This is a genomic window from Streptomyces sp. RGM 3693, from assembly GCF_050471125.1.
GTDB lineage: Bacteria > Actinomycetota > Actinomycetes > Streptomycetales > Streptomycetaceae > Streptomyces.
Map to the genome: position 1 here is coordinate 257675 of NZ_JBMPPQ010000001.1, position 16832 is coordinate 274506.

Here is a 16832-nt window from a genome sequence, read left to right on the forward strand (position 1 = left end):
CAGCCGAGAAGTAAAGTTGCCCCCTTATGCGACGGGGCGATGGCCATCGGTACGGAGGGGCTGGACCACACATGCTGCGATCTTCCGGGATGCGCATCCCGTATCCGCCTGCACTGCGCGATCTTGTCTACCGGCTGTACGCCCGCCGGGTGGAGGGCCGTCTGGACCACACCCAGGTGCCCAAGCACATCGGCGTCATCCTGGACGGCAACCGGCGCTGGGCGCGGGCCGACGGGCTGTCGACCGAGCAGGGCCACCTGGCGGGTGCGGCCAAGATCGACGAGCTGCTGGGCTGGTGCGCGGAGACCGATGTGGAGGTCGTCACGCTCTGGCTGCTGTCGACCGACAACCTCGACCGGCCGGCGTCCGAGCTGACCCCGCTGCTGGGGATCATCGAGAACACCGTGCGCAACCTGGCCGCGGACGGCCGCTGGCGGGTCCACCACGTCGGCAACCGCGACCTGCTGCCCGACGAGACCCAGCGGGTGCTCAAGAAGGCCGAGCAGGACACCCTCGACAACAAGGGCGTCCTGGTGAACGTCGCCGTCGGCTACGGCGGCCGCCAGGAGATCGCGGACGCGGTGCGTTCGCTGCTGCTGGAGCACGCCGAGCGCGGCACCTCCTTCGAGGAGCTGGCCGAGATCGTCGACATCGACCTGATCTCGGAGCACCTCTACACCCGTGGCCAGCCGGACCCGGACCTGGTGATCCGCACCAGCGGCGAGCAGCGGCTGTCGGGCTTCATGCTCTGGCAGAGCGCTCATTCGGAGTACTACTTCTGCGAGGTCTTCTGGCCGGCGTTCCGGAAGGTCGACTTCCTGCGGGCACTGCGCGACTACGCGGCCCGACACCGGCGCTTCGGGTTCTAGAGCCTGTCCGGTGGAGCAGGACCGGACCGGCCCCAGGGCCGTGGGCCGGCCTTCCGACGGGCGGTTCGGTCGTCCGGCAGGGCGAGTTTCGGCCAGGTAATGGGGAACGATCCGGCCATTTTTCGGGGGTGCGTTCCGGTCACGGCGCGCCGTGTGGACCCGGGCGCCACCGGGGTTCGCGCCCTGGGGCGCGCGTCCTCCGCGGGCTGACGGTGCTTCCCCTGACGCCCCCTCCGGCGCCCCTCCGCCGGGGGCGCTTCCAGGCGCCCCGCCTGCGCCTCGTGGGTGCTTCGCCCTTCTTTCCGCCGGTCAGCGGGCACCTGTAACCAAAGGTTCATCGAGCGTGTGTCATATGCCGTGGCATGGGCGCGGGGGTTGAAGGGAATATCCCTGGCAGGTCGGTGCCCGGAACAAACAAGCCAGTGGGCACCGGATCTCAGCGGACGGCATGGGGCCGTCCGCCCGGGAGGCCCTTTGCGCATCACGGACGATCGTGCGTACCGCACGGACGACGCGGAGGGCCGGCGTTCGGCCCGCGCAGCGCGGCCAGAACCCGGTCCTGTCCCCGGCGACGTCGTCGCACCCCGACCTCATCCGAGGGGGTTCGTCCACCCGTGGTGAACAGCAAGAAGCGCCGTGAGAGCGACCGGCGCACCTATGTCCTCGACACCAGCGTCCTGCTGGCGGATCCGGCCGCCATGTCCCGCTTCGACGAACACGAGGTGGTACTGCCGGTCGTCGTGATCACGGAGTTGGAGGCCAAGCGGCACCATCCCGAACTCGGGTACTTCGCACGGCAGGCGCTGCGCCGGCTGGACGAGTACCGGGTGCAGTACGGGCGACTGGACGCCCCCATCCCCATTGGGGAGCTCGGCGGGACGCTCCGGGTCGAACTCAACCACTCCGACCCCGGACTCCTGCCCGCCGCCTTCCTCAACGGCCACAGCCGCCTGGGCGACAACGACTCGCGGATCCTCGCGGTCGCCCGCAACCTCCAGGCCGAGGGGTTCGACGTCACCGTCGTCTCCAAGGACCTGCCGATGCGCATCAAGGCGTCCTCGGTGGGGCTGTTGGCCGAGGAGTACCGCGCCGAGCTGGCGATCACCGACTCCGGTTGGACCGGCATGGCCGAACTCGCCCTCTCCGCCGAGCAGGTGGACGACTTGTTCGCCGCCGAGACCGCCCCCGTCCCGGGCGCGGAGGAACTCCCGGTGCACACCGGGCTGGTCCTCCAGTCCGAGCGCGGCAAGGCCCTCGGTCGGGTCACCCCGGAGGGCGCGGTCCGGCTGGTGCGCGGCGACCGGGAGGCGTTCGGGATCCACGGCCGTAGCGCCGAGCAGCGGATCGCACTGGACCTGCTGCTCGACCCGGAGGTCGGCATCGTGTCGCTGGGCGGCCGGGCCGGTACGGGCAAGTCGGCGCTGGCGCTGTGTGCCGGGCTGGAGTCGGTGCTGGAGCGCCGTCAGCACAGCAAGGTGATGGTGTTCCGGCCGCTGTACGCGGTCGGCGGCCAGGAACTGGGCTATCTGCCGGGCACCGAGGCGGAGAAGATGAGCCCCTGGGCGCAGGCCGTCTTCGACACGCTGTCCGCGGTGACCAGCAAGGACGTCATCGAAGAGGTGGTCGCCCGCGGGATGCTGGAGGTACTGCCGCTGACCCACATCCGTGGCCGGTCGCTGCACGACGCGTTCGTGATCGTGGATGAGGCCCAGTCGCTGGAACGGAACGTCCTGTTGACCGTTCTGTCCCGGATCGGGGCCAATTCCCGGGTCGTGTTGACCCATGACGTCGCCCAGCGCGACAACCTCCGGGTCGGGCGGTACGACGGAGTGGTCGCCGTCGTCGAGAAACTGAAGGGGCATCCGCTCTTCGCGCACGTCACGCTGAACCGCTCGGAGCGGTCGCCGATCGCCGCTCTGGTGACCGAAATGCTGGAGGACGGCAGGATCTGACCGGTTGTGAAATGATGCGCCGCCCGGAGAGGCGAAGGAGCCTAGCCGGGCGGCGCTGGCATGCGCTCGGATATCCGGAAATTCTGGGGGGTAAACGAGGTGTGAGCTTTCACACCCGGCAGAGAATTGCTTCCCTGTAGCCCGTTCGGGCAGAGTCTGGGTCCTGTCAGGCCCCGCATACGGCCCAGACGCACCCTCCAGGGTGTATGGACGACCCGAACTTCATAGCGAGTTGCCGTATGCCGCCCGAGCACCACGCGGACCCCCGAGGGGGACGTACCGGGCCAGTGCCTCCCGTGACCAGTCGGCGCCCACCGTTCAACAGGCGCCGGAACAAGGGGAGGCCAGCGTCAGGGGCACGATTGCGTCCGCGAGGTCACCTAAGCGGGCGATGCTGGAAGGAAAACGTGTGAGCCGGATCTCGGTCCGGGGATTCGCAGTGGCCTCCGCCACCGCGGTCACCACCGTCGGCGCCGTCGTCGGCGTCGCATCGGGCAGCCAGGCATCGGTGAGCAACACCGAGGCCACCGCGGCCGACGCGACGATTGCTGACATCCCCGCAGGCCAGCAGGCCCAGGTGCAGACTGCCTCGTTGACGCAGCAGGCAGACTCGGCGTCCACCCAGGCGGACACGGCTGCGCTGAAGTCCGCGCAGGAGTCGGCCCGTAAGGCAGCCGCTGAGACCGCGCAGAGCAAGAAGGACGCTGCGGACAAGGCGAAGGCGGAGAAGGACGCGAAGGACCGCGAGAAGGCGCTGGCCGCCTCCCGCTCGGCCGTCCGCGACGCCAGCGACTTCGTCGCCAAGGCTTCCTACTCCATTGCCGAGACGCAGGCGATGGCCCGCCAGATGATCGCGTCCGACCAGTTCCAGTGCTTCAGCAACATCGTGGACCACGAGTCCGGCTGGAACTACCAGGCGACCAACGCCTCCTCGGGCGCCTACGGTCTCGTGCAGGCGCTGCCCGGCTCCAAGATGTCCTCCGCGGGCTCCGACTGGCAGACCAACCCGGCCACCCAGATCAAGTGGGGCCTGAACTACATGAACAGCCGGTACGGCAGCCCCTGCGGTGCCTGGTCGTTCTGGCAGGCGAACAGCTGGTACTAGGCCGTTGCGAGGCCCCAGTGGCCGCGCCACCGTGCTCCGAAACCCCCGAACGCGTCGCGTTCGGGGGTTTCGCGCATCCGGCACGGGTAACGTCGGGGCGTCAGATGGCTGTAAGGGCGGGGAAGAGGAAGCAACATGTCCAGATTGCCTCAGTGGGTCGGTGGCCTAGGCGCCGGTCTGACGCGGCTCTCGCAGCGGCTGGAGGATCAGCGCCGCCGCGCGGAGGCCGCGGCGGAGGCAGCCGACCGGGAAGCGGCGGGGCGCGCCGGGCGCGCGTCCGGCCTGGACGGGTACGGCCTGCGGGCCCCGGTGAACGGGGCACCGACGGAGAGCGTGTCGGCCGGCCGCACCGCGACGGCCACCTGGGGGCCGGACGCCATGGCCGCCGCGGATGCCGCGGCGGCTGTGGACGCCGTCGACACCATGGCCGCCGCCGACGTCATGAAGGGGGCGCCGCGGCACCGGCCGGTGGTGGCGGAGGAGCCGCGGGCTCCCCGGGAGCCGGCGGTGGCGGAGGAGTCGGACCCGGCCCCGGCCGCCGTTCGGTCGCCCGATTCGGTGCCCGCGCCGCCGACCTACGCCCCGGCCGTCGCGGCTCCACCGGATCCGGTGGCGGCGGTGCCCTGGGGCGTCCGGGTCGCGGCCGAGGCCGGCTGGCGGCTGCTGGTGCTGGCCGGGACGTTGTGGGTGCTGGCGAAGGTGATCACCACGATCTCGTTGGTGGTGCTGGCCTTCGTCGCGGCGCTGCTGATCACGGCGCTGCTCCAGCCCACGGTGGCGTGGCTGCGCCAGCGCAACGTGCCGCGCGGGCCGGCCACCGCGCTGACCTTCATCGGTGGCTTCGTGGTGATGGGCCTGGTCGGCTGGTTCGTCGTGTGGCAGGTCCAGGACAACATCGACTCGGTGTCCAGCCGTATCCAGGAGGGCATCACCGAGCTGAGGGGCTGGCTGCTCAAGAGTCCGTTCCACGTGACCGAGAGCCAGATCAACCACATCGCCAAGAACCTCCAGGACGCGGTCGGCGCCAACACCGAGGCGATCACCTCGGTCGGACTGGAGGGCGTCACGGTCGTCCTGGAGATGTTCACCGGCATCCTGCTGGCGATGTTCACCACGCTGTTCCTGCTCTACGACGGCCGGCGGATCTGGGAGTGGACGCTCAAGCTCGTTCCGGGCCCGGCCCGTGAAGGGGTGGCGGGCGCCGGCCCGCGCGCCTGGCGGACGCTGACCGCCTACATCCGCGGCACGGTCCTGGTGGCGCTGATCGACGCCTTCTTCATCGGCACCGGGCTCTACTTCCTCGATGTGCCGCTGGCCGTCCCGCTCGCCGTCTTCATCTTCCTGTTCGCCTTCGTCCCGCTGATCGGGGCGGTGGTCTCGGGCGCGCTGGCGTGCGTGGTCGCGCTGGTCACCCAGGGCGTGTTCACGGCGTTGCTGGTGCTGGCGGTGGTGCTGGCGGTGAACCAGATCGAGAGCCATGTGCTCCAGCCGTTCATCCTGGGCCGGGCGGTCCGGGTGCATCCGCTGGCGGTGATCCTCTCGGTCGCCGCGGGCAGCCTGATCGCCGGCATCGGCGGTGCGGTGGTGGCGGTCCCGCTGGTGGCCGTCACCAACACCGTCGTCGGCTACCTCCGCTCGTACTCCCGGGAACAGGCGCTGCGGATGACGGTGCCGCCGCGCGGTGCGACCGCGCTCGCGGTGGCCCCGACCCCACCGCCACGGCGCGGCGAATCCCGGGCGCAGGAGTGACGGCCGGCGGCCCGGCGGCGGATGGCCGCCGGAGCCGCCCGCCCTCGCACAGGGCCCCACGCACAAAACCCCCGCGGACACGAGGTCCGCGGGGGTTTTGCATGGGGCATGGTGCGGGGGCGAACGCCACCCGCTCCGCCGCGCCTTACTCGGCGAGGGCGGCCTCGGCGTCGAGGGTGGCGCCGACGGCCTGGAGGACGGACGCGATCTTGACGGCCTCCTGGATCGTCTCGCGCTCGACACCGGCCTTGCGCAGCACCTGCTCGTGCGAGTCCAGGCACATGCCGCAGCCGTTGATGGCGGAGACGGCGAGCGACCACAGCTCGAAGTCGACCTTGTCCACGCCCGGGTTGCCGATGACGTTCATCCGCAGACCGGCGCGCAGGGTGCCGTACTCCGGGTCGGAGAGCAGGTGGCGCGTCCGGTAGAAGACGTTGTTCATCGCCATGATGGCGGCGGCCGACTTGGCGGCGGTGTACGCCTCGGCGGAGAGGTTCGCCTTCGCCTCGGGCTCCAGCTCGCGCAGCACCTTGGGGGAGCGCGAGGCGATGGCGCAGGCCAGCACCGTGCCCCACAGCTGCTGCTGCGGCAGGTCGGAGTTGCCGATCACCGAACCGAGGTTCAGCTTCAGGTCCTTGGCGTAGTCCGGAACCGCGGACTTGAGGTCATCGAGAGCCATGGGTGTCACTCACCAGCCAGCAGGGCGACCGGGTCCAGGGTGTTCTCGCCCTTGCTCCAGTTGCAGGGGCACAGCTCGTCGGTCTGGAGCGCGTCGAGGACCCGGAGGACCTCCTTGGGGTTACGGCCGACGGAGCCGGCGGTCACCATGGTGAACTGGATCTCGTTGTTCTGGTCGACGATGAAGACGGCGCGCTGCGCGAAGCCGTCCTCGCCCTCGATGCCCAGGTCGCGCATGAGCTCGTGCTTGGAGTCCGCGAGCATCGGGAAGGGCAGGTCGGTCAGGTCCGGGTGGTCCTTGCGCCAGGCGTGGTGCACGAACTCGGAGTCGCCGGAGAAGCCGAGGACCTGGGCGTCACGGTCGGCGAACTCCTCGTTCAGCTTGCCGAACGCGGCGATCTCGGTCGGGCACACGAAGGTGAAGTCCTTGGGCCAGGCGAAGACGATCTTCCACTTACCTTCGTAGGTCTTGTGGTTGATCTGCTCGAACTCCTTGCCCTTCTCCAGCGAGACGCAGGCGGTCAGGTCGAACTCGGGGAACTTGTCACCGACAGTGAGCACGCGCTCTCCTTGTTGCAAGAAAGTCCCTTACGGGGTCTTTCTGGTCTTTCCTTGAGGCTTGGACGGGTAACACGGTGCCACAGGAGGCATTGATCAGGGAAATAGCTAGACTTGTGGATGTTGATCGGAGGTGGTTATCAGTGGCTTCACCTGTGAGCTCCGGCGGGCGGCCCCGCCAGCCCAGCCTGGCCCAGCTGCGGGCGTTCGCCGCGGTCGCCGAGTACCTGCACTTCCGCGAGGCGGCGGCCGAGATCGGCATGAGCCAACCGGCACTCTCCGGCGCGGTCTCCGCACTGGAGGAAACCCTGGGCGTCCAGCTCCTGGAGCGTACGACCCGCAAGGTGCTGCTCTCGCCGGCGGGGGAGCGGGTGGCGGCTCGGGCCCGTGTGGTCCTGGACGCGGTCGGCGCGCTGATGGAGGAGGCGGAGGCGGCCCGCGCGCCCTTCACCGGCGTGCTCCGCCTCGGCGTCATCCCGACCGTCGCCCCGTATCTGCTGCCCGCCGTGCTGCGCCTGGTCCACGACACCTACCCGCAACTGGACCTCCAGGTCCACGAGGAGCAGACCGCCTCCCTGTTGGACGGTCTGGCGCACGGCCGGCTGGACCTGCTGCTGCTCGCGGTGCCGCTCGGCGCCCCGCAGGTCACCGAAATCCCGCTGTTCGACGAGGACTTCGTGCTGGTCGCCCCGAAGGAGCACTGGCTCGGCGGCCGCGGCGACATCCCCCGCGCCGCCCTGAAGGAACTCGACCTGCTGCTCCTGGACGAAGGCCACTGCCTACGGGACCAGGCCCTGGACATCTGTCGCGAGGCGGGCCGGGAGGAGGGCACACCGGTCACGACCAGCGCGGCGGGACTCTCCACGCTCGTCCAACTGGTCGCCGGCGGGCTGGGCGTGACGCTGCTGCCGCGTACCGCACTGCGGGTGGAGACGGCTCGTAACGATCAGCTGGCCACGGGCTATTTCGCCGACCCGGCTCCGTCCCGGCGGATCGCGCTGGCCATGCGGGCCGGCTCGGCGCGGCAGCACGAGTTCGAGGAGTTCGCGGCGGCGTTGCGGGGGGCGTTGCGGGGGTTGCCGGTGCGGATCGCGCAGGCGTGAGGAACTTCAAGGGGCCGGCGGCCACCCGTTCGTGGGCGGTCCCTGAGGTTTCCCGTGTCACGCCCGGTCGTACGTCAGGAACGCCGATCCGCTCTTGAGGACCGTGTGGTCGGTCAGCTGCCAGCTGCGGACGTCGAAGGGGGTGTACCGGCCGAAGAGGGGGATGCCGGTGCCGAGGGTCAACGGGCCGACCTTGAGCAGGAGTTGGTCGATCTCGGGGTAGAGGGCGCCGGCCAGTTCGCCGCCGCCGAGGAGCCAGATGTCCTTGCCGGGTTCCTGCTTGAGCGCGCGGACGGTTGCGACGGGGTCGGTGGCGACCAGTTCCACGGCCGGGGCGGGGGTGCCTCACTCCGTCCGCAGGCCGTCCGGGCGCATCATGCGCCACAGGGGCGGCAGGCTCAGGGCGGTGACGAAGAGGATCACGGCGGCGCCGATGGCGGTCATGCCGGCGACCACCGGCCAGTCGACGGTCACCCCGCTGCCGATGACGGCGAGCAGCAGCGACCCCAGGGTCAGGCCGCAGGCCAGCGCCAGGCCCAGCCCGAGAGCGACCGGCAGGGCGGTCTGCCACAGGACGGACCAGCCGAGGGTGGCGCGGCGGGTGCCGTACGCGTCGAGGGTGGAGAGCAGTCGGCGGCGTTCGTAGAGCTGCTCGACGGTGGAGATGATCAGGCCCGCGCCGATCAGCAGCAGGGTGATCACCGCGCCGATGAAGAGCGCGTTGCGGACGCCGGTGTACTGCCGGTCGTGCGGGTTGTCGATGGACGAGCCCTCGTACATCGTCGGGTCGATCCGGGCCGCGGTGTTGCGGATGCGCTCGACGGCGTCGGGGGCGTCGCGGTCGAAACGGACCAGGATCTCCATGTCGGGCTTGCTGAGCCGGGACGTGTCGAGGACCGAGGGGGTCAGCAGCAGGTCGTAGTAGATGCGGTGGCCGTCCTCGACCGGGATGAGGTGGGCGGCGCGGGCGGACGGCGGGACCGTCCAGGGGTGGGGGGTGGTGCTGGGCTCGCCGTAGCCCTCCGCCGGGTTGAGGTCGATGGTGGCGCCGGGGGCGATGGTCCTGACGCCCGCGGCGCGGGCGTCGGTGACGAAGGCATCGCCGTCCCGGCAGGACGGCAGGTCGGCCACCTTGCGCAGCTCGGCGCAGGGGCCGACGGCGATGATGCCGGGGAAAACGCGGCTGGTGTCGAGGCCCGGGGCGGGCATCCGGCCGGAGTTGGCGCTGGTCAGGCCGCGGGCGGTGGTGACCCCGGGGGTGGCGCGCAGCGCGTCCAGCGCCCGTTCGGTCTGCTGCCAGCCGGTCGCATGGCCCCAGAAACTGATCTGCGGCACCCGCCCGGACTTGGCGTACGCAGCGGCGAAGCCGGCCTGCGAGCCGGTCATCAGCATGTGGATGGCGATGGCGCCGGCCACCGCGACGGTGATGCCGCTGACCGCGCGGGTCGCCGGGCCGCTGCTCAGCTGGAGTCGGCGGACCGCCAGCTGCCAGGGGACCGGGCCGCCGCGCAGCCGGCCCACGACCCGCTCGACCAGCCACGGCAGCAGTGCCGTGACGCCGAACAGCAGCAGCGTCGAACCGACCGCGAGCCGGGTGGCGTCGAGTGGGTTGTCGGTCGGGCGCGCTCGGATGGCCATCGGCACCAGCAGGCCCGCGCCGACGACCGGCAGCGCGATCCGCCACCACAGCCGGCGGCGGACCGGGGTGCGCTTGCGGACGATGCCGAGCGGTTCGATGGTGATGCCGCGCTGGGCGACCAGGGTGACCAGGACCGCGGCGGTTGGGACGAGGACGGCGATCAGCAGCGCGGCGAGCGGGCTGGGGCTGACGTCGGAGGAGAAGACGTTGATGTCCCACAGCGTGATGGACGGGGCCAGCAGGCGGCCGAGCAGGAACAGCACCCCGCCGCCCAACAGTCCGAGCAGCGAGCCGAACAGCGCCTCGCCGGAGGCGATCCGCCGGGTGGTGCGGACGTCGGCGCCGACCAGGCGCAGGGCGGCCAGCCGGAGTTCCCGACGTTCGTTGCCGAAGCGCACGGAGGTGCCGATGAAGACCATCACCGGCGTCATCAGCGCCACGCACGTCATGGTCACCAGGACCAGGGCGGGCGTGCTCAGGGGCTGTGGGTCCCAGTTCTTGCCGAAGTGGTCGATGCGGTAGCCGCCGCGTCCGCCGAGGGAGTCAGTGCGCGCGAGGTAGGTGAGTTCCTTGGGGCCCAGCAGGCCCTGATCGTCGATCACTCCGACGATCCGGTAACTGCTCAGCCGCTCGCGCAGCAGTGCGTTGTCGGGGGCGGCCAGCAGCTCCTTCAGGGCCGGCGAGACCACCATCTCGCCCGGGCCGGGCAGGTGCCGCACGCCGGGCGGCACCGGCGGATGCGCGCCGTCCGGATCGACCAGCCGGCCGCGGATGCTGGTGCCACGGAAGGTGGTGTCCACCGAGGTGTAGAGGAGGGTGCGGTCGGTGCGCGGCGGCGGGTGCGCCTGGCCGAGGTTCTCGCGGGCCTTCTCCCGGCCGTGCCAGGCGTTCATCAGGGTCGGTACGGAGGCGCCGAGCAGCAGGACCGCCACGCCGAGGGCGACCCCGGCGGCGGTCAGGGTGGTGCGGATCCAGCCCTCCCGACCGCCGCCGGCCGCGAACCGCATGCCCATGGCGAGGTCGCGGGCCCAGGCGAGCGGCCCGGTGCGCGGGGTCACGGGCGGCGGTGCGGGTGCGGCGGTGTCCCGCTCGCCCTCGGGCTGCGAGCGGAGCATGGTCATATCCAGCCCGCCATGTCCTTCACCCGGCCGTCCCGGACGACGATCTCCCGGTCGGAGTAGGCGGCGACCCGGGCCTCGTGGGTGACCAGCACGACGGCGGCATTGGTGTCCCGGGCGGCGTTGGTCAGGAGGGTCAGCACCCGCTCGCCGTTGAGGGAGTCCAGGGCGCCGGTGGGTTCGTCGGCGAAGACCATCCGGGGCTCGGTGGCCAGGGCGCGGGCGACCGCGACCCGCTGGCCCTGGCCGCCGGAGATCTCACCGGGGCGCTGCTTGTCCACGCCCTCGACCTCCAGCCGCTCCAGCCAGTCGCGGGCCTGGCGCTCGGCTGCCTTGCGCTTGGTGCCGTTCAGTCGCAGCGGTAGGGCGACGTTCTCCAGGCAGGTCAACTCCGGTACGAGTTGGCCGAATTGGAAGACGAAGCCGAAGTCGGTGCGGCGCAGTGCGCTGCGCTGGGCGTCGCCCAGTTCGGTCAGGGTGTGCGTCCCGTAGCGGACGGTGCCGGAGTCGGGGCGGATGATCCCGGCGAGGCAGTGCAGCAGCGTCGACTTGCCGGACCCGGAGGGGCCCATGACGGCGACCACTTCGCCGGGGTGGATGGAGAAGTCCGCGCCGTCCAGGGCGGGCGTGGGCCCGTACGCCTTGCGCAGACCCTCCGCGGCGAGCAGGGATCCCTCGGGGGTCATCCGCCGACCGCCTCCGCCAGCTTGTCCAGCCGGGCGGCGGTCAGCTCCAGCCAGCGCAGGTCGGCCTCCAGGTGGAACAGCGCGTGATCGCAGATCAACTGGTCGGCCAGGTCCCCGGTGCGCTTGCGCTCGGTCAGGCCGCGCATCAGACGCAGGTGCTCGGTGCGCTGGGTGTCGAGGAGTTCGGCGGCGTTCCGGTCGGTCAGCAGGGCCAGTACGACCTTGGTGTAGAGCGTGGACTGGAGGTAGGGCTCGGGCTTCTCCGGCCGGGCCAGCCACTGGGCGACGTCAGTGACCCCGGCGTCCGTGATGGCGTACCGCTTACGCTCCGGGCCCGCCCCGGCCTCCACGCCGTCCACCTCGACCAGGCCGTTCTTCAACAGCCGGGACATCGTGGAGTAGACCTGCCCGTAATGCAGCGGCCGGTCCTGTCCGAAGTGCTCGTCGAAGGCCCGCTTGAGGTCGTAGCCATGGCGGGGGCCGGACTCCAAGAGGCCCAGCAGCGTATGACCGATTGACATGCCGACCACCTTACTCGGGGGTGTATTGCTGGTGTATACGCACGTTGTATACGTGTGCGGGGTGGTGCGGGAACGGCCTGGTCGGAAGTGGTGCGGGCGGGCGCCGGAGTCGCATTCCGGCCCCTCGCCCGGCCCCGCGTCCCGTCCCGGGCCTCGTGTCCGCACCGCGTGCGCTCACTCCGCGCGCAGCCCGTCCGGTCGCATCATCCGCCACAGCGGCGGCAGGCTGAGCAGCGTCACCACCACGACCAGGGCGCCCCCGGCGCCGACCAGCGGCCAGACCACCGACCAGTCGATGCTGGTCTTGTTGGCCATCCACAGCAGCGCCAGACCCAGCCCGATACCGGCGGCCACCGCCAGGGCCAGCCCCAGGGCCACCAGGACGGCGGTCTGCCACAGGACCGACCAGGCCAGCGTGGCCCGCCGGGTGCCGAAGGCGACCAGGACGGACAGCAGTCGGCGGCGCTCGCGCAACTGCTCCAGCATCGTCACCAGCATGCTGGCGGCGATCAGCGCCAGGGTCGCGGTGGCGGCGACCAGCAGTCCGGTCCGCACGCTGGTGTACTGGGTGTCCCGTTCGAGGTTCTGCAGGGCGTTCACCGTGGTCAGCGGGTTGACCCGGGCCGCGGTGTTGCGGACGTGCTCGACGGCGTCGGGGACGTCCGGGTCGATCTTGATCATGGCGCGGGCCTGCGGGTCGTCCAGCAGCTTCGCGTCCAGGGCGCCCGGGGTGGCGAGGATGCCGAAGGACGGCATCCCCATGGGGTCGGGGCGGGACTCGACGGTGCGGGCCGTCTTCGGGATGGTCCACAGCCGCGGGTGGTGCGGCAGTTTCGGCCCGTCGGTCCGGGCGAAGTCCACCGTGGCGCCGGGCCGCGCGGTCTTCTTGATGTAGGCGTCGTCGACCTGGCCGGTGTGGTCCCGGACGAGGAAGACGTCACCGTCCTTGCACGGGCCGGTGTGCGCCAGCTCGCCCAGGCTGGGGCAGTCGCCGACGGTGACCCGCGTGCTCGGCGCGAACGCCTCGCCCTCGCGGATCGGCCCGGGGCGGGTCGCGCTGCCGTCGACGGAGGCGATGACCCGACGGACGCCCCGGGCCTGCTGGAACTCGCTGATCATCGTGCGGATGGTGTCGATGTCGTGGGACGGCACCGACGCCTCCAGCTGCGCCCGCTTGGCGTCCTGCCCGGTGACCTTCATGAAGTCGCCCTGGATCGCGGAGAACAGCAGCTGGAGCGCGATCGCCCCGGCCACCGCGACGGTGATCCCGCTGACCGCGCGGGAGGCGGCGCCCCCGCTGAGCTGGAGCCGCCGCACGGCCAGCTGCCAGGGCACCGACCCGCCGCGGAAGCGCGCCACCACCGCGTCCACCGCCCACGGCAGCAGCAGGGTCACCCCGAGCAGGAACAGCGTGGCACCGCCGGCGACGAGGTACGGGTTGACGCTAGGGCGGCTGTCGATCCGGCCGTTGGCGAACAGCAGCGCCAGCCCGACCAGCGGGAACGGCAGCCGCCACCACAGGCGACGCCGGCGGCCCGCGTTGTTGCGCGCGACGCCCAGCGGTTCGATGCTGACCCGACGCAGCGCCAGGAGCGTGACGACGACGGCGGAGAGCGGCACGACGAGCACCACCAGCGCCGCCAGCAACGGATGCGGGACCACGTCGGACGGGAAGGCGTTCACGTCCCAGAGGGTGATCCCGCCGGCCAGCTGCCGGCCCGCCAGGAACAGCGCCCCGCCCACCAGCAGCCCGCACAGCGCCCCGAACAGCGCCTCACCGGCCGCCGTCCGCCGCGTCATCCGGGCATCGGCGCCGATCAGCCGCAGCGCGGCCAGCCGGCGGTCCCGGCGCTCCCCGCCGAACCGGACCGCGGTCGCGATGAAGAGGGCCACCGGCATCAGCAGCACCACACACGCCACGATGATCAGCGCCAGCAGCTGGGGGTCCAACGGATCGCTCTGCCGGGAGACGCCGAACCCGGAGACCCGCCGGCCGCCGGTGTCCGGGCTCAGCGTGGCGCTGCCGAGGTAGTACGTCAGGTCGGCGGGACCGACCAGACCGGCCGGCCCGATCGTGCCGGCGTCCTTGTACGGCAGCCGCTCCCGCAGGAGTGCGTTCCCCGGCTCGGCGAGGAGTTCCCGCAGCGCGGGGGAGAGCACCATTTCGCCCGGCTTCGGCAGGGCGTCCACCCCGGGCGGGGCTGCCGCCTCGGGGCCGTCCGGACGCAGCATCGCGCCGGTGACGGGCCGGCCCCGAAAGAGGGTGTGCAGGTCGGCCGCGACCAGCGTCGACGCCGTCGGCGGCAGCGCCCGGTCGGTGTCCGTCGGCTGCGCGGCCAGCCGGCGTTCCGCCCGGTGCGCCTGGATGGCCGGGAGGGACGACGCGGTGAGCAGCAGCGCCACGCCCAGTCCCACGCCCAGCGCGGTGAGCAGGGTGCGGATCGCTCCTTCGCGGCCGCCGCCGACCGCGAACCGCACCCCCATGCCCAGGTCCCGGGCCCAGCCGCGCGGCCCACCCCCGGTGGTCGTCGTGGTGCCGGCGCTCATGCCGTGCCCACCATCTCCCGGGCGATGCCGTCCCGCACCACGACCTCGCGGTCGGCGTACGCGGCGACCCGCACCTCGTGGGTGACCAGCACGACGGCCGCGTGGGTGTCCCGCGCGGCGTCGGTCAGCAGGCCCATCACCCGCTCGCCGTTGAGGGAATCCAGCGCGCCGGTGGGCTCGTCGGCGAAGATCACCCGCGGTCGGGCGGCCAGCGCGCGGGCGATCGCGACCCGCTGGCCCTGGCCGCCGGAGACCTCCCCGGGCTGCTGGGCCGCGACGGTGTCCACCTCCAGCCGTTCCAGCCAGTCGCGGGACTGCCGTTCGGCCTCCTTGCGCTTGGTGCCGTTCAGTCGCAGCGGTAGGGCGACGTTCTCCAGGCAGGTCAACTCCGGTACGAGTTGGCCGAATTGGAAGACGAAGCCGAAGTCGGTGCGGCGTAGTGCGCTGCGCCGCGCGTCGCTGAGCTCGGTCAGGGTGTGCGTCCCGTAGCGGACGGTGCCGGCATCGGGGCGGATGATCCCGGCGAGGCAGTGCAGCAGCGTCGACTTGCCGGACCCGGAGGGGCCCATCACGGCGACCACTTCACCGGCGTGGAGGGCGAAGTCCGCGCCGTCGAGCGCGGGCGTGGGGCCGTACGCCTTGTGCAGTGCGCGGGCTTCGAGCAGGGAACCGGCCGGGGTCATACGGGGCCTCCGGGAGTGCGGGCAGGGCATGGCGAAGGTCGGGCGCGCGAAGGGCAGCGCCGGCCCAGGGACATGAACCGCACTCTACATGAGGTGTATACGCATGATGTATAGACGGGGTTTCTAGTGGGGTGGCGGGGCGGGGCGGGGCGTGACAGGCATGGCGTGGCGTCACGCGTCGCCCGGTGTCACGCGTCGTCCGGCGCCCCGTCGCCTCTCTCCGCAGACCTCTCCGCTGTCCCCTCCGTCGACCCCTCCGCCGGCTCCCGTCGCTTGGGCGGTCGCCCCCGTCGCGGCGGGGCGCCCGCTCCCCGTGGCAGGCGCCCCGCATCGGTCAGTGCCTTGCGGAGCAGGAACTCGATCTGTGCGTTGGCGCTGCGCAGCTCGTCGTTGGCCCAACGGCTGAGGGCGTCGTGGATGAGCGGGTCCAGCCGCAGCAGCACCTGCTTGCGCTGCTGCGGCCGGCGGCCGGCGGACCGTTCACGGTCCGCGCCTGACCCTTGGGGGGCGTCCGCACTCACTGGTAGAGCGAGCCCGTGTTCAGGACCGGCTGGGCGGCCCGGTCGCCGCACAGCACCACCATCAGATTGCTGACCATGGCGGCCTTGCGCTCCTCGTCCAGCTCGACGATGCCCTGCTCGTTGATCCGCTCCAGGGCCGACTCGACCATGCCCACCGCGCCCTCGACGATCTGCTGGCGGGCCGCGACGACCGCACCGGCCTGCTGCCGCTGGAGCATCGCGGAGGCGATCTCCGGGGCGTAGGCGAGGTGGCTGAAGCGGGTCTCGATGATCTGCACGCCGGCGGCCTGGACCCGGGCGGTCAGCTCCACGGCGAGCTTCTCGGTGATCTCCTCGGCGTTGCCGCGCAGCGAGAGGCCGTTCTCGTCGTGGGCGTCGTAGGGGTACTCGATGGCGATGTGCCGGACGGCCGCCTCGGTCTGGGTGGCGACGAACTCCAGGAAGTCGTCGACCTCGAAGAGCGCCTGGGCGGTGTCCTCGACCTTCCAGACGACGATCGAGGCCAGCTCGATCGGGTTGCCGTAGGCGTCGTTGACCTTGAGGACCGCGGTCTCGTGGTTGCGGACCCGGGTGGAGATCTTGCGGGCCGTGGTGAGCGGGTTGACCCAGCGCAGGCCGTCGGTGCGGATGGTGCCGACGTACCGCCCGAAGAGTTGGATTACCCGGGCCTCGCCGGGCGCGACCATCTTCACGCCGGTCATGCAGAAGACCGAGGCCGCCAGGAGCAGGATCGCGGCGATCACCAGGGGTACGGCGACCGCGTTGCGGCCGGCGTTGCCCGCGACTCCGCCGATGATGATCATGGCGATGCCCAGGGCGACGCCCAGGACGGTCAGCAGCAGGGCCAGCCCGCCCGGGATGCTGTGCGCGGCCCGCTCGCGGACCTGTGGCGCGGGCATCTCCGGGGCGTCCACGGAGTCGACGGCGGTGGGTGTCGGATCGGTCATGGGGTCCCCGTTTCGTGGATGACGCGTGGATGACGCGTGGCGCGGTGCGTGATGTGCACCGCAGTGCGTGCTTTCGCTGGTCTAGCAAAGTGATATCACTTTAACGGGCTGGCCTGCTGCGGTCCAGAGGGGGGCGGCCCGGTACCGGGACGGTTG

At 71.5% G+C, this 16832-nt stretch carries 14 protein-coding genes and 1 pseudogene; 5 read left to right on the top strand and 10 right to left on the bottom strand.

Annotated features, from left to right (window positions below):
- Positions 1 to 89: 89 nt before the first annotated feature.
- From ACO0M4_RS01210 to ACO0M4_RS01225, 4 genes are all read left to right on the top strand, one after another.
- A complete protein-coding gene (locus ACO0M4_RS01210) occupies positions 90 to 869 on the top strand; it encodes an isoprenyl transferase (protein WP_430371175.1) in 780 nt (259 codons plus the stop codon).
- Positions 870 to 1483: 614 nt separating this feature from the next.
- Positions 1484 to 2821 (top strand): PhoH family protein, encoded by a 1338-nt coding sequence (locus ACO0M4_RS01215; RefSeq protein WP_430367641.1) that lies wholly within the window; start codon positions 1484 to 1486, stop codon positions 2819 to 2821.
- A gap of 409 nt (positions 2822 to 3230) precedes the next feature.
- Positions 3231 to 3926 (top strand): transglycosylase SLT domain-containing protein, encoded by a 696-nt coding sequence (locus ACO0M4_RS01220; RefSeq protein ID WP_430367642.1) that lies wholly within the window; start codon positions 3231 to 3233, stop codon positions 3924 to 3926.
- 135 nt (positions 3927 to 4061) lie between these two features.
- Complete coding sequence (locus ACO0M4_RS01225; RefSeq protein WP_430367643.1) at positions 4062 to 5675, top strand: AI-2E family transporter; 1614 nt, start codon at positions 4062 to 4064, stop codon at positions 5673 to 5675.
- A gap of 145 nt (positions 5676 to 5820) precedes the next feature.
- Here ACO0M4_RS01225 and ACO0M4_RS01230 read toward each other — a convergent pair whose 3' ends face one another.
- Positions 5821 to 6354 (bottom strand): alkyl hydroperoxide reductase, encoded by a 534-nt coding sequence (locus tag ACO0M4_RS01230; protein ID WP_265361299.1) that lies wholly within the window; start codon positions 6352 to 6354, stop codon positions 5821 to 5823.
- A gap of 5 nt (positions 6355 to 6359) precedes the next feature.
- Positions 6360 to 6914, bottom strand: a complete 555-nt coding sequence (locus ACO0M4_RS01235) for a peroxiredoxin (RefSeq protein WP_100600015.1) — start codon at positions 6912 to 6914, stop codon at positions 6360 to 6362.
- 140 nt (positions 6915 to 7054) lie between these two features.
- Between ACO0M4_RS01235 and ACO0M4_RS01240 the strand changes: the two genes are divergently transcribed.
- Positions 7055 to 8014 (top strand): LysR substrate-binding domain-containing protein, encoded by a 960-nt coding sequence (locus ACO0M4_RS01240; protein ID WP_430367644.1) that lies wholly within the window; start codon positions 7055 to 7057, stop codon positions 8012 to 8014.
- A 57-nt stretch (positions 8015 to 8071) separates the two neighbouring features.
- Here ACO0M4_RS01240 and ACO0M4_RS01245 read toward each other — a convergent pair.
- From ACO0M4_RS01245 to ACO0M4_RS01280, 8 genes and pseudogenes are all read right to left on the bottom strand, one after another.
- Positions 8072 to 8356 (bottom strand): annotated as a pseudogene (locus tag ACO0M4_RS01245) (dihydrofolate reductase family protein); the annotation flags it as partial.
- 3 nt (positions 8357 to 8359) lie between these two features.
- Complete coding sequence (locus ACO0M4_RS01250; protein WP_430367645.1) at positions 8360 to 10774, bottom strand: FtsX-like permease family protein; 2415 nt, start codon at positions 10772 to 10774, stop codon at positions 8360 to 8362.
- Positions 10771 to 11457 carry an ABC transporter ATP-binding protein gene (locus ACO0M4_RS01255; RefSeq protein WP_430367646.1) on the bottom strand — a complete coding sequence of 229 codons (687 nt, stop codon included), beginning with the start codon at positions 11455 to 11457 and terminating at the stop codon, positions 10771 to 10773. Before ACO0M4_RS01255 ends, ACO0M4_RS01250 begins: the two co-directional genes overlap by 4 nt.
- Positions 11454 to 11978 (bottom strand): PadR family transcriptional regulator, encoded by a 525-nt coding sequence (locus ACO0M4_RS01260; protein ID WP_390018425.1) that lies wholly within the window; start codon positions 11976 to 11978, stop codon positions 11454 to 11456. The genes ACO0M4_RS01255 and ACO0M4_RS01260 overlap by 4 nt, the downstream gene beginning before the upstream one ends.
- 174 nt (positions 11979 to 12152) lie before the next feature.
- Positions 12153 to 14525, bottom strand: a complete 2373-nt coding sequence (locus ACO0M4_RS01265) for an FtsX-like permease family protein (protein WP_430367647.1) — start codon at positions 14523 to 14525, stop codon at positions 12153 to 12155.
- On the bottom strand, positions 14522 to 15208 hold the full coding sequence (locus tag ACO0M4_RS01270; RefSeq protein ID WP_430367648.1) for an ABC transporter ATP-binding protein: 687 nt from the start codon (positions 15206 to 15208) through the stop codon (positions 14522 to 14524). The genes ACO0M4_RS01265 and ACO0M4_RS01270 overlap by 4 nt, the downstream gene beginning before the upstream one ends.
- Positions 15209 to 15396: 188 nt before the next feature.
- Positions 15397 to 15729 carry a hypothetical protein gene (locus ACO0M4_RS01275; RefSeq protein WP_430367649.1) on the bottom strand — a complete coding sequence of 111 codons (333 nt, stop codon included), beginning with the start codon at positions 15727 to 15729 and terminating at the stop codon, positions 15397 to 15399.
- Positions 15726 to 16676 carry an SPFH domain-containing protein gene (locus ACO0M4_RS01280; protein ID WP_430367650.1) on the bottom strand — a complete coding sequence of 317 codons (951 nt, stop codon included), beginning with the start codon at positions 16674 to 16676 and terminating at the stop codon, positions 15726 to 15728. Before ACO0M4_RS01280 ends, ACO0M4_RS01275 begins: the two co-directional genes overlap by 4 nt.
- Positions 16677 to 16832: the final 156 nt, after the last annotated feature.

Coding starts and splice junctions, on each gene's coding strand:
- ACO0M4_RS01260 (WP_390018425.1), bottom strand. CDS start 11,978: ATGTCAATCGGTCATACGCTGCTGGGCCTCTTGGAGTCCGGCCCCCGC.
- ACO0M4_RS01265 (WP_430367647.1), bottom strand. CDS start 14,525: ATGAGCGCCGGCACCACGACGACCACCGGGGGTGGGCCGCGCGGCTGG.
- ACO0M4_RS01270 (WP_430367648.1), bottom strand. CDS start 15,208: ATGACCCCGGCCGGTTCCCTGCTCGAAGCCCGCGCACTGCACAAGGCG.
- ACO0M4_RS01225 (WP_430367643.1), top strand. CDS start 4,062: ATGTCCAGATTGCCTCAGTGGGTCGGTGGCCTAGGCGCCGGTCTGACG.
- ACO0M4_RS01280 (WP_430367650.1), bottom strand. CDS start 16,676: ATGACCGATCCGACACCCACCGCCGTCGACTCCGTGGACGCCCCGGAG.
- ACO0M4_RS01255 (WP_430367646.1), bottom strand. CDS start 11,457: ATGACCCCCGAGGGATCCCTGCTCGCCGCGGAGGGTCTGCGCAAGGCG.
- ACO0M4_RS01210 (WP_430371175.1), top strand. CDS start 90: ATGCGCATCCCGTATCCGCCTGCACTGCGCGATCTTGTCTACCGGCTG.
- ACO0M4_RS01250 (WP_430367645.1), bottom strand. CDS start 10,774: ATGACCATGCTCCGCTCGCAGCCCGAGGGCGAGCGGGACACCGCCGCA.
- ACO0M4_RS01230 (WP_265361299.1), bottom strand. CDS start 6,354: ATGGCTCTCGATGACCTCAAGTCCGCGGTTCCGGACTACGCCAAGGAC.